This is a genomic window from Paenibacillus radicis (ex Xue et al. 2023), assembly GCF_024722015.1.
GTDB lineage: Bacteria > Bacillota > Bacilli > Paenibacillales > NBRC-103111 > Paenibacillus_S.
Genome location: NZ_JANQBD010000019.1, coordinates 49397 through 61518, shown reverse-complemented (window position 1 = coordinate 61518; position 12122 = coordinate 49397). Strand labels below are relative to the sequence as shown.

General features: G+C 47.5%; 11 protein-coding genes and 1 riboswitch. Of the genes, 2 read left to right on the top strand and 9 right to left on the bottom strand.

What is annotated here, in order from left to right:
* Window positions 1-119: 119 nt before the first annotated feature.
* Window positions 120-455: a MerR family transcriptional regulator gene (locus tag NV381_RS24170; protein WP_258215855.1), complete on the bottom strand. Its 336-nt coding sequence runs from the start codon at window positions 453-455 to the stop codon at window positions 120-122.
* A 153-nt stretch (window positions 456-608) separates the two neighbouring features.
* Window positions 609-1580: a hypothetical protein gene (locus NV381_RS24165; protein ID WP_258215854.1), complete on the bottom strand. Its 972-nt coding sequence runs from the start codon at window positions 1578-1580 to the stop codon at window positions 609-611.
* Between the two features lie 426 nt (window positions 1581-2006).
* Here NV381_RS24165 and serS point away from each other — a divergent pair, with 426 nt between their 5' ends.
* Window positions 2007-3290 carry a serine--tRNA ligase gene (gene serS / locus NV381_RS24160; RefSeq protein ID WP_258215853.1) on the top strand — a complete coding sequence of 428 codons (1284 nt, stop codon included), beginning with the start codon at window positions 2007-2009 and terminating at the stop codon, window positions 3288-3290.
* Window positions 3291-3750: 460 nt separating this feature from the next.
* Here serS and NV381_RS24155 read toward each other — a convergent pair whose 3' ends face one another.
* From NV381_RS24155 to NV381_RS38270, 6 genes are all read right to left on the bottom strand, one after another.
* Window positions 3751-5184, bottom strand: a complete 1434-nt coding sequence (locus NV381_RS24155; protein ID WP_258215852.1) for an NAD(P)/FAD-dependent oxidoreductase — start codon at window positions 5182-5184, stop codon at window positions 3751-3753.
* Window positions 5185-5258: 74 nt separating this feature from the next.
* A riboswitch (purine riboswitch) is annotated at window positions 5259-5359 on the bottom strand.
* Between the two features lie 182 nt (window positions 5360-5541).
* Entirely contained in the window at window positions 5542-6429 is an 888-nt protein-coding gene (locus NV381_RS24150) for an ABC transporter permease (RefSeq protein ID WP_258215851.1), read from the bottom strand.
* Window positions 6426-7388 carry an ABC transporter ATP-binding protein gene (locus NV381_RS24145; RefSeq protein ID WP_258215850.1) on the bottom strand — a complete coding sequence of 321 codons (963 nt, stop codon included), beginning with the start codon at window positions 7386-7388 and terminating at the stop codon, window positions 6426-6428. The genes NV381_RS24150 and NV381_RS24145 overlap by 4 nt, the downstream gene beginning before the upstream one ends.
* Window positions 7385-8527, bottom strand: a complete 1143-nt coding sequence (locus NV381_RS24140; protein ID WP_258215849.1) for a hypothetical protein — start codon at window positions 8525-8527, stop codon at window positions 7385-7387. Before NV381_RS24140 ends, NV381_RS24145 begins: the two co-directional genes overlap by 4 nt.
* A 13-nt stretch (window positions 8528-8540) precedes the next feature.
* Window positions 8541-8786, bottom strand: coding sequence for a sigma-70 family RNA polymerase sigma factor (locus NV381_RS38275; protein WP_308862231.1), 246 nt, complete (start codon window positions 8784-8786; stop codon window positions 8541-8543).
* A gap of 39 nt (window positions 8787-8825) precedes the next feature.
* On the bottom strand, window positions 8826-9059 hold the full coding sequence (locus tag NV381_RS38270) for a sigma factor (RefSeq protein ID WP_308862207.1): 234 nt from the start codon (window positions 9057-9059) through the stop codon (window positions 8826-8828).
* Window positions 9060-9199: 140 nt separating this feature from the next.
* Between NV381_RS38270 and NV381_RS24130 the strand changes: the two genes are divergently transcribed.
* Window positions 9200-10984: a sulfatase-like hydrolase/transferase gene (locus NV381_RS24130; RefSeq protein WP_258215848.1), complete on the top strand. Its 1785-nt coding sequence runs from the start codon at window positions 9200-9202 to the stop codon at window positions 10982-10984.
* Between the two features lie 143 nt (window positions 10985-11127).
* Here NV381_RS24130 and NV381_RS24125 read toward each other — a convergent pair whose 3' ends face one another.
* On the bottom strand, window positions 11128-12084 hold the full coding sequence (locus tag NV381_RS24125) for an aldo/keto reductase (RefSeq protein ID WP_258215847.1): 957 nt from the start codon (window positions 12082-12084) through the stop codon (window positions 11128-11130).
* Window positions 12085-12122 lie beyond the last annotated feature (38 nt).

Here is a 12122-nt window from a genome sequence, read left to right as displayed (position 1 = left end):
AAGCTGGCCAAGCTCGTTACGGTGGTTATTTCCGGTGCTAACGGGCTTGCTTCTTTACGGCGGCTTAGCTGGACGCCTTCATCTTCCTTTTCGAAGCCTCTTCCATTTCCAATACTATCCTACTGAGCCCCTTCTTTGGTTTGCTGCTGCTCCATAACCTTGCCAATAGCTTCGTTAATCTTGGATATCCTATCCTCAACTTTGCGTGCCGCTGCATCCAATGTGAATCCATCGTCCAGCAGTTCTTTGATGAGAATAATCTTTTTTAGATTCGCGTAATCATACCGTCTGGTTGTTACCTCCTGATCCGGTAAGCATTTAATGATTCCTTTCGTTTCCCAATATCGGATTTGCCTCTGCGGAACGCCGGTAATCTCCGCTGCCTCGCCAATTCCTACTACGAGACGGGCAATGATATCCACATCGAACAATAAATTTTTTATTTGATCATCCACTTCTGTCTTCCTCCTGCTTGCACGACTTGTATTTATTTTACGAAATTTGCCGGGAAGACGCAATTCATCCGAAGCTTCTGTAGGGAAAAAAGGCCGATCACCACAGTAGCGGAGGAAGGCCTGTTACGATTAGTGCTGCAACATACAATTCGCTTATTTCTGGACTGGATATCCGGGAAGAATGTCGGGATTTATGCGCCTGGCCATCTCAACTATCCACTCGTTTAGGCTGTCTGTAGCTGCGTTCGTATCGTACCTTACACCTTCTATTTGCAGACCGCTGCCGTAACGGACAGTTTTTTCCCCATCATACAAGTCCATGAAATACAAGTAGCCAACCCTCCATTGCTGATCATAGGATTTAACAAGCTTCATTGCCTTCAGCCTCTTCACCATTTCTCCAACTGTGTCCGCATCCTTAACAATGACCTGTTTCCCGTCTCCAAACCGGATACTTATCTGAACAATGCCATTCAAATCGTGATGTAAAATATCGGTCAACTCCACCGCTTGATCCGCTGACGGCGGGTCCCACACGGCGAATTCCACCAATACCCTTGGTTCCGGATCATTATTGGATATTACCCTTGTGCTTGGCCCTATACTCCATCCATCAATCCTCTGACCCTCCTTCAAGTCCTCGAATTTAAGTGGCTGCTTGCCATTCTTTTGGTACAATTGGGCATCATTTGCGAAAGAAACCCAATAAACTCCCTCCATGGTGTTTTCATGAGGTTTGTATTTTTCCTGATCCACTACTAGAACTCGGCGCTCCTCCTTGCGAATCATTGAAATGACGCCCTCTATATCAGGTTGCTCAGCAATCGTAAAGGACTCAATCTGTAAAAGAAAAGAATGGCCAACAGCATCATATATGGCTTGCTGAAGCGTTAATTTCTCTTTCTCGGTCAGAGGCTCCCGGTGCTCGTTCAGCTTTCTCACCTGCATATGAACGGCTCCATCTTCTGTGTAACTATTCATAAGCTGTACGGATAAACGAAGATATACTTCGGTCCATGCGGGGATTTGCTCCTGAATATGTTGAAGCTCCAAAGAAGGCTGCGAAGCCTGCAATTCATTGTTGGAGTTAGTCAGGAGAGGTAGATCAGTCGGTTGCATAGTCATTGTCCCCCATCCCATTGTTAGAACAATGAAGAAGGCAATCAAACCGTTCAAATGAATCACCCGCCTCTTAAAAAGATATATGTATAAAGTATTAGACTAGACGAACTTGAAATAGTTTCTATAAATTTCCATTATCATCATAGCACCTGAATAAACCATTGAATGTTTGAGCATACCTGAGGTATACTACTTAAAAGAAAAAATGACAACCTGCCTATGAAGAGCATCCAACTCGGAGGCGTTCTCGTCAAGGAGACTGTGAATCTCCCTAAGTTAAACGGACCCGCCCGTTATCGCGGAACCAAAGTGGATCAGACAACTTTTGTTGTTTGATCAAGTTGGGTGGCACCGCGAGCCGAAGCGCTCCTCGTCCCAAACGGATGAGGGCGCTTTTTGTCTTTTTTACTAAAAAAGGAGCGTGGCGGCATGTTAGACATCAAATGGATTCGTGAACACAAGGAAGAGGTACAAAGGGCGGCAGAACGGAAGGGAATTCCACTTTCCATCGAGGATTTACTTGCATCCGATGACCGGAGACGCTCGCTGCTGCAAGAAATCGAACAGCTTCGGCAGGCCCGAAATCGACTAACCCGAGAAACTAACGATCTCATGAAAAACGGAAAACAAGAAGAGGCTGATGAAAGCAAAGCAAAAGTAAGAGAAGTTAACGGGAAGCTGACTGTGCTGGAGAATGGACTGTCTGAAATAGAAGCTGAGCTCCACACATTATTGCTGCAGGTACCTAATATCACTTCAACGGATACCCCTTTCGGGCGCTCGGATGAGGACAATGTGGAAATACGGCGGGTGGGCGAGCCTGCCCAGCTTAACTTCGAAGCCTTGGATCATATTGCACTTGGGGAGCTTCATCAGATCATCGATCTCCCGCGGGGCGTAAAAACAGCCGGATCACGCAACTACTATCTCAAGGGGGCAGGTGTGCAGCTTCACCGCGCCGTACAGCAGCTTGCTGTGGATTTACTAACAAGCAAAGGATTTACACTGCTCGAGGTTCCTCTGCTAGTCCGCACCGCGGCGATGATGAATACTGGTTTTTTCCCGGCAGGTGAAGAGCAGACATTCCGCATTGCTGACGATGACAAGTGGCTTGTAGGGACATCGGAGGTTCCTATCGTCTCCTTTTACAGCAACGAGATTGTAGATGTAACGCACCCACTCAAGCTTGCTGCCGTTTCCCAGTGCTTCCGCAATGAAGTGGGCTCAGCTGGTAGGGATGTGCATGGCCTGTATCGGGTACATCAATTCGCCAAGGTAGAACAGGTTATCCTATGCCGGGCTAACCTGGAGGAGTCAGAGCAGATGCTTCAGGAGCTGACTCAAAACGCAGAGGAGCTCTTGCAGCTGCTGGAGCTGCCATACCGTGTAATGGCCGTCTGTACCGGCGACATGTCGCAGAAGACTTACAAGCAGTATGACCTTGAAAGCTGGATGCCCAGCCGTCAAGCATACGGCGAAACTCATTCGTCGTCCAACATCCTTGACTTTCAGGCCCGCCGCTCCAATATTCGGTACCGCGATGATCAAGGCAGCCTGAAATATTGTTACACGCTCAATAATACGGCCGTAGCATCGCCTCGCATATTAATTCCTTTGCTTGAGAATCATCAAGAGGAGGATGGGGCCATACGGATTCCGCTGGCGCTGCGGCCCTACATGAATGGGATGGAACGGTTAGTCCCGAATATCTAGTAAAAAGAGGAACTTGCAAGCATGCAGGTTCCTCTTTTTACTGGCTTCACTTTTAAGTTATCAGCTTAATACCACTAAGCAGTAATTGAAAGTAAGCAGACACGACTCCAACATGAAATAGTGGGAAAACCTCAAGAAAACCTCCAGTTAATAGGGGTCCATGGGAGCCCATCACCATAAGTAACAGGAAAACCTCAAGCTAATTCCGCCCCTTACAGTGCTTTCCCCAATAAATGCTTCATATAGATGGAGCTTTTCCAGTTAGTCTCCTTATGCCAGGCTTAAAGGCTAGATTAGCTCCAGAAATTCCAGTTAACCCCTTCCCTACAGGCCTGTAAGCACTCGTTGGGCTTGTCGGGCTATCCGGTCAGTTACTTTACGACAACCAAGAAACTATCCAAAAAACATATGAAGAAAAAAAAAACCAGTCAAGATTAGTTTCATTCGGTACTCCACCCGCTCACGCTTTACTGCTAATTATGTTTCTCGCTATCCATACTCCGGCAGCGCCTGCCTGTGCGAGACCTCTCGTTATTCCTGCACCGTCGCCTCCGCAATATAAGCCCTTGATCTCGGTTTCGAACGCTTCGGTAAGCTTAGGTCGAGCCGAGTAGAACTTGGCCTCCACGCCATAAAACAACGTATGCTCGGAAGCAATACCGGGAGTAACCTTTTCCAAAGCCTCTATCATCTCAATTAAGCTTTTCATTGTATTGTAGGGCAGAACTAAGCCCAGATCGCCGGGCACCGCTTCTTTTAATGTCGGTTCAATAAACCCCTCTTTAATTCGGCTTACCGTTGAACGCCTTCCTCTGATGATATCCCCGTATTTCTGAACGATAACACCGCCGCTGGACAGATCATTAGCTCTTTGACAAATTTCCCTCGCATACTCATTCGGCTTATCAAAAGGCTCCGTGAATTTATGGGAGACCAGCAAAGCGAAGTTGGTATTCGTTGAGCCCAGCTTCGGGTCCTTATAAGAGTGTCCGTTGGCCGCCATGACGCCGCTGTGATTCTCCACAACAACATGACCGGAAGGATTGCTGCAGAACGTTCGGACCTGAGTGCCGACTGACGTATTGAAAATAAATTTACCCTCATACAGATGCTCATTAATCTCTCTCATGACGACATCTGAAGTCTCAACACGCACCCCAACATCCACTTGATTGTTGTACATCTTCAGTTTCTTTCTTTTGAAAACTTCACTAAGCCACGCAGAGCCATCTCTTCCCGGAGCTATGACTACATGATCGCTGAAATACTGCTTGCCATTTTTTAAAAGAACGCCTTGGACGCTGCTGACATCATTGTCTTTTGCGGTGATAATATCTTCCACTTCGGTCCTGAATTGCATGTCGATCCGTTGATTCAGATATTCATAGATGGACCTCAGAATTTCCAGGTTTTGTTCGGTGCCCAGATGTCTGACCTCGGCTCGCAGCAGCTTAAGACCAGCGGCAAACCCGCGTTGTTCAATATTTTTTATCGTATCGGTCGTTGGATCGGTTATGTTCTGCGTGGCTCCGTGCTCCAGATTAATGTGATCCACATATTTAATAAGCTCCAAAACTTTGGAAGGACTCAAGTAATCGGTCATCCAGCCGCCGTACTGTGTCGTTATATTAAATTTCCCGTCACTATAGGCTCCCGCACCGCCAAACCCGCTCGTGATCGAACATGCAGGCAAACAGCCAGCGAAGTCTTTTTTTCCTGCTGCAGGAGGACAGAGTTTAATTTTTTCTTCCAAAATGGGACATCGTCTATGATAAATATCTTGACCTTTATCGATCAACAGTACTTTGTAGTGAGGTGATTTCAACATAAATTCATAACACGCAAAAATCCCCGCAGGTCCGGCTCCAACTACAATTACATCATACTTACTCATATCAGGCCTCCATAGATCATTATTCATTTAGTTCCGAGCAAACAAAAAAATCCCTAACCGTGAATGGGTGTGCGGATAGACAGCACCCCATTCATAGTTAGGAATTTAGCGGTTCCTACTAGAAACCCTCAAACCGTATTATTGAGGATATATGAACGGATGAATATTCATTTGTTTTTTAAGACAAATTGAATGTTATAGCAGATCCGTCACGATGTCAATAGTTATATTTCGTGTTTACAGCATTTGAATACGATTTACTAAATAAAAAAACTGAAATAATAACCAAAATCCGAACATTATTTTAAAAACACTCTTATAAAGCGACAGATAGACCCTATAATCGAATATTAAAAGCTATAAATCCTTCCTGCGAAACAACCACAACCCGCCTCCGAAGGTCAGCAGGGTATATCCCGCCACATACCATAAGAAGGTATTGGATGGAATAGGCCCTAAAGCAAGAGTTCCGGTCAACCTGTTTAATTGAACCAGTTCATTCATTTCCTGCAGTGAGAACAGCTCTGCCAGCATACGGCTTTGTAAGGAATCTGCAGGCATGACGATCGACATCAACCCCGCGATGGTAGCAAGCTGCTTGGCGGCAATCTCCTCCAGTCTAAATGAGGATGTTATTTTGCCAATCATCCCGCCCAGCCAGCCTGCGCCGAATAGCATAGTCATAAATACGCCATTTCCGAGGGTTGACAAAAAGCATGAGCCCAGCATCGATACAGATATGAGCATTGGAACCACAGCAGCAAACAGTAAGAAAGCGCGGACAAGCGCTCCTATATCACGTGGAACGGCAGCATGAATTTGGGTAATTACCAAGATGGAGACAAATAGAATAGCTGCGTACAGCACCCCCATCGATACATAACCGATCCAGCGTCCCATATACCATCCGGCGCGGGACAACGGGCGAGGAATGAGTGCCTGCAGCACCCCCTGCTCCGCTTCGCCGGCCACAACCGAGAATGAACTGAATATGGATAAAAAAGCGAGCACGAACGAAGCAAAAAAGAAACCCAAAGTCAGAATTGTCACTCCGGCCTGGTACTGCTCAATCAGAAACTGGGAGCTGGATGGATCAAATCTCTCCAACAGCCTATTCGTCTGATCACCCAGCGTTCCGGCAACAAACCAGAAAGCGACCAGAAATATGGCTGTCATCAGGAACGTGAGCATAAGCACCCGCTTGCGCAGCATTTCTTTCCAAGTCATCAGCGTGATGGTAATCATTCTCTTTCCCCCCTGTGGCTCCTTCCGGCAACTGCACCGACGAACCACTCGTCCAGCTTCCCGCCTGCCTTCTTCACTTCATACAATGTCATTCCCTGCTCGATAATCAGATGATTAAGCCAGCCGATTTGCTCCTCTGTTTCAACCTCGGCCTCGAGCCATATACTCTCATCCATCGAAGCCGCTCCGCTTCCGCAGTGAATATGTAAGGACAGCCCGGTTGTTTCTTGAAGCCAATTAAGCATAGAAGATTCAAAACCGCCGATCCTAAGCTGCCAAAGCTTCTTCTCCTGCAACACCTCGGAAACCGTGCCGCTCTGCAGAATGGTGCCATTGTTCAGCAGCGCCACCCGGTCGCAAAGCACCTCCACATCCTCAAGCAGATGTGAGTTAAGAAATATCGTTTTTCCAGCGGCCTTCAGCCTATGTACAAGCTCTCTAACTTCCTTACGACCTACTGGATCCATCGCAGATGACGGCTCGTCCAGAAAAAGAAGCGGCGGATCGGATAGTAAAGCGCATGCCAATCCAAGCCGCTGCTGCATCCCCTTCGAATAATGCTTCACTCGATCCTTGCCGCGGAGACCAATGCCCACTTCATCCAACAATTGCCGGATCCGCCCCACGGTGTTGGAGGGCTTCCAACCGCATAATTTTGCATGCAGTTGGAGCACTTCCTCGCCGCTGAGCCATTCCTGGTATCTATACAGCTCAGGTAAATAACCGATATTGCGCCTCGCTTCGAGTGAACCAATCGGGTGACCGTATAAGGCGGCCTCTCCTCCGGTAGGCCGGATAAGTCCGACCAGCATTTTAACGAATGTACTTTTACCCGCCCCATTTGGGCCAAGGAATCCGAAGACTTCCCCTTGTCCTACGGTTAAGCTAATACTTCTGCAGCCCCGTCCGTTTCCGTAATCCTTGGTCAGTCCCCGGGCTTCAATGGCAGCCTTGTTCAAGGGTGAATCAACTCCTTAATTTGAGCGATTAGTTTATCTTGGGTAATTGCATTACCTTGAGCTCCCAGTTCAAGCAAGTGGCCATCTTGAACCCAGTAGGCGCTATAGTACCGATTTCTCTCATCCCCCTGCTTCTTAACAAGAACCGGGATTCCTTCAACTTTAATTTGCTCCATCTTTTGGTTGGAAATAACCGGCAGCGGTACGGAACCACCCTTCAGCATATTGGTCGTCTGCATCGCCTGCTTCAGGTTTTCTGGCAGCAGCGGGAAATCAAGCACAGCCTCCATCGCTTCCGCTATAGGAATAGAAGGATCTACGGTGAGCTCAGGAACTGGCTGCTGGGACATCCAATAACTAGTCTCTTGCCCTTTGCCTTCCCCGCTCTTGAAGCTTGCATGAATACTTGGTCCCAACTCCAACGTTATTGGCTTCCCATCAACGGATGCAGGCAGCAGTTTTTTGGCGCCCAGCCGCTTCATAGCGCTATTAACTTCGCTCACATTCATCTGGAAAGTTATCGTATTAGAGGGAGAAACGTTGAACTTATCTGTTTTGGCTTGTTTCGGTAAAAGCAGCTTGCCGTTCATAAGCTGCTTGGCTTCCTCGGCTGATATAGGTTCATTTCGAGGTGTGCCGTTCTTCTGTGTAAACGTTCCGAACTTATTAATCGCTTCTCTCGTTTTATCATCACGGAAAGCACCGTTTAATATCATTTGCAGATCATCCTGCTGCACGACTGCCATCTCCTGCATGCGGAATTTATGGAGTATCGCAGCCAACGCTTCGTTTCCAGCCGTGGTACTTACGATGATGACCAGCAGAGCCGCGGCAGTCGCCGTGCCAACCAGCTTACGCCGTTTTTGAATCCACTGGGCGAATCCCTTCCTTGTCTTTACTGGAGCTTCCTTCTCCATGGATGGTGTTTGGTTCCATTCACTATTGTGCATTGTTTCCGAATGAAGACCATTCGGTAGAGGTTGTATGGATCTATCTCCTTGTAAGGAGCTTGCTCTTGCTGCTGAATTGCGCTCTAACTGCGCCCACTGCAAACTCCGCGGCTCCTTGGCCAGCTTCTCCTGAAGCTTCGCCCAAGCCTGATCCGTTAGCATTTGCTCATCTTTTGGCTGATTTGACAATGTTTATTCCCTCCTAATCTAACTGGACATGTGCCTTTGCTTGACGTTTCAGCTTCGCTGTAGCCCGATGTATGAGCGTGCCGACAAGCGGCTGTCTGACCTGCAATTGCTCCGCAATCTCCGCATAGCTATAACCCGAATATCGGAGTAGCAGCAATTGGCGGTCCCGCTCAGGCAGTTCACTAAGCCACTGTTGAACTTCCTCATGGTCCAGCTTTTGCAAAACGGCTTCTTCCCCTGACGGCTCATCGCTTCCCATGAGAAGCACCTGATACTCCTGCTTTTCCTGCAAAGAGCGTTACCGGGATTTTTTATTTAAATGATCGTATCCGATTCGCGTCAGTACCCTGTGAAGCCAAGCGCCCACCACATTCAAGTCGTCCGGCGGGTTGCGATACAACCTCAGGAATACTTCCTGTGCTAAATCCTCGGCCGCTGCTTCATCCCGGACTAAAGCGATCAGCTTACGTCGAACCGTGGGATAGTGGGTGTAGAATAGTTCTTGAAATAATTTTGTTTCAGGAATTTCCAATGCATTGTCCTCCTTCAGCTGCAGCTATTATAAAGACGGAAGTTAGCGGAGTTTTGTATCATTTTCTGAAATACTTCTCTTTTAGAGAGCTGCTACATAATCTAGTGTAAAATTATTCAATAAGCAGGGATGTGTATGCGATGATTAGTAACAGATCTCTTTCATACCCATGTGAAAAACCTAATTTTCTCGTAATACTGGTAGATGAAGAGCGGTATCCCCCTGTATATGAAAACAAGGAAATCCAACAATGGCGCCGTGAAAATCTTGTGACACAGGAGCTTTTGAGGTCTAACAGCATCGAATTCCACAGTCACTATATTGGAAGTGCCGCCTGCTGCCCAAGTCGGGCTACAATGTTTACAGGTCACTATCCATCGCTTCATGGAGTAAGCCAGACAAACGGAATCGCCAAGGGAGCCTTTGACTCCGATATGTTCTGGCTCGGCAGAAACACGGTGCCTACCATGGGAAATTACTTTCGCGAAGCCGGGTACCAGACGTACTATAAAGGGAAATGGCATATATCGTATGAAGACATTGTTATTCCCGGTACACATCAAGGACTCTCTAGCTATCATCCCCTAACCGGCGTACCTGATCAAAAAAAGGAAGATTTATACCTGAACGCGGACCCGCTGGACAGCTTCGGGTTTTCCAGCTGGATCGGTCCGGAGCCCCATGGAAAAAATCCGCGAAACTCCGCTTCTTCCGCTGCTTTCGGAGTGAGCGGCCGAGATGTGGTCTACGCTTCGGAAGTGGTTGAGCTCATCGAAGCTCTCGACCAACAGAAAGCCATCGACAACGATGCGTTGCCATGGCTTGTTGTAGCTTCATTCGTGAACCCGCATGATATTGTTTTATATGGGTCGCTTACCGAACGACTTCCCATGTTCAATTTTGATGTGGAGCCTATGCCTTCGGTCGCTCCCCCGCCTACAATAAATGAACCCTTGGATACGAAGCCCCGCTGCCAAGCCAGCTATCAGCATATATATCCCAGAGCGCTACAGCCTATAATCAACCAGCCGCATTACCGCAAGCTCTACTATCAGCTGCAAAAAAATGCCGATCAGCAAATGCTCAAGGTTTTTGAAGCCCTTACCCGCTCTTCCTTCTATGATGATACGATTATCATTTTTACATCCGATCACGGAGAGCTGCTTGGAGCTCACGGCCATCTTCATCAAAAATTTTACTGTGCTTACGAAGAAATGCTGCATGTACCCTTTCTCATTCATAACAAGAAGCTGTTTCCGCAGCAGCATCATTTTAACACACTTACAAGCCATCTAGATTTACTGCCCACCATGCTGGGGCTGGCCCATGCCGATACAGAAGACATTCAACATCGCCTGCAAAATAAATTCAGCGAAGTCCGTCCCTTTGTCGGACGCGACCTTTCTCCTTACCTCTTAGGGCATAATAAATCCGATCCCGTTGAAGAACCAATCTATTTTATGATTGACGATGATGTTACGCAAGGCCAGCGCCAAATCAACCCGTTGGGGGAGCCCTATCCCTCCGTCGTGCAGCCAAATCACATTGAAACCGTGATCTCCCACATAGAAAGAAATAACAGAAAAGAACTGTGGAAGTACTCCCGCTATTTCGACAACGATCAATTCTGGAGCCATCCAGGAAAAAAAGATGTCACCGTCCAGACAATAGGTGGGCATCCTGCTGGAATGCAGTCAACGCAGTATGCTGCGTATTGCGTCACCTCAGTTAAAACCCAGCCTCTCCCCGATGAATATGAGCTTTATAACTTAACCGATGATCCACTCGAAACCCGCAATCTCGCACATCCTGCTTATGCCTCTGAGCAATCGAGAACGATTCAAGAGCAGATGGCTTCAATACTCAAGGAACAGCGGCAGCAAAAAAGGTTGGTTAGTCAAAATACATCAGGATCCCAGCGCTGAATTTCATGAAGTCCTTTATGACGAAAGCACCGGTAAGAGTAGGCAAATTGCCTTTCTTATCGGTGCTTTCGTCGTAAACCGACTCCTATTCTGTTTAGCGTAATCCTTCCAGTGGTTCTTCTGTTTAACCATGTTAATCCATGTTAAGCCGTGTTTAGCCGATGCAGCTGTTCCTGACTAAGTTGAATGTTCAAAGCATCCAAATTCTCCTGAAGCTGTTCAGGCTTGCTTGCCGCTATTATTGGAATGGTCCTGGGAGTGTTCTGCAGGAGCCAAGCCAACACCACCTGATTTAAGGTTCCTCCCGTTTCGTTGGCAACTTCGGTCAAAACCCTGATTCTAGCTTGAGTATCCGGACCTTCGTATTGCTCCGGGATGGATACATCCTGACGGGTATACGCGCCATTTAACAAAGGAGAATACGCGAGGAGGGAGAAATCATCATGGGTCTTGCAATAGTTCAGCAGCTCGTCAGTAACACTTAGCTGTACGCCAAAATCGGCTCCCGGCTTAGGGCGAAGATAGGTATACCTCTGCTGTACGCAGCAGTACGGCGTCCAATGATTGGCGAGGCTGATGCCTCTGGACTTCTCTATCCGCCAAGCCCGATGGTTGCTGCAGCCTAAAGCTCTAACTTTTCCAGCCTTTATCAAGCCATCCATGGCTTCCATCGTCTCTTCAAGAGGTGTATTTTCGTCATCAATGTGAGCATAGTACAAATCCACATAATCGGTTTTAAGCCGCATCAGACTTGCATCGATTGCCTTCTCGACAGCTTTTCGGGACAATCCTTCCTTATTCTCAAAGCCGCCGCCCGGGAACATCGGATTGGCTCCAACTTTCGTCGCCAAAAAAATACTATTGCGATTTCCACGATCCTTGAGCCACTGACCGAGCAGCAATTCGCTCTCCCCGCCGACGCATCCCTCGTTCCAAAATGCATAGTTATTGGACGTATCCAAAAAATCCCCGCCAGCATCTCTATACTGATCCAACAACCGATAGGATGAAGCTTTGTCCGCCCGGGAACCAAAGTTCAAGCATCCCAAACCTAAAGCACTGACTTTCATGCCGGTTTTCCCTAATGATAGCTTATGCATGTCAAACTCCTCCCCCTAAAATCGCAATTGAATGGTTG

Excerpts from the sequence above, each read along its gene's own strand:
- NV381_RS24130 (WP_258215848.1), top strand. The coding sequence starts at position 9,200 with ATGATTAGTAACAGATCTCTTTCATACCCATGTGAAAAACCTAATTTT.
- NV381_RS24165 (WP_258215854.1), bottom strand. The coding sequence starts at position 1,580 with ATGACTATGCAACCGACTGATCTACCTCTCCTGACTAACTCCAACAAT.
- serS (WP_258215853.1), top strand. The coding sequence starts at position 2,007 with ATGTTAGACATCAAATGGATTCGTGAACACAAGGAAGAGGTACAAAGG.
- NV381_RS24150 (WP_258215851.1), bottom strand. The coding sequence starts at position 6,429 with ATGATTACCATCACGCTGATGACTTGGAAAGAAATGCTGCGCAAGCGG.
- NV381_RS24125 (WP_258215847.1), bottom strand. The coding sequence starts at position 12,084 with ATGCATAAGCTATCATTAGGGAAAACCGGCATGAAAGTCAGTGCTTTA.
- NV381_RS24155 (WP_258215852.1), bottom strand. The coding sequence starts at position 5,184 with ATGAGTAAGTATGATGTAATTGTAGTTGGAGCCGGACCTGCGGGGATT.
- NV381_RS38275 (WP_308862231.1), bottom strand. The coding sequence starts at position 8,786 with ATGGGAAGCGATGAGCCGTCAGGGGAAGAAGCCGTTTTGCAAAAGCTG.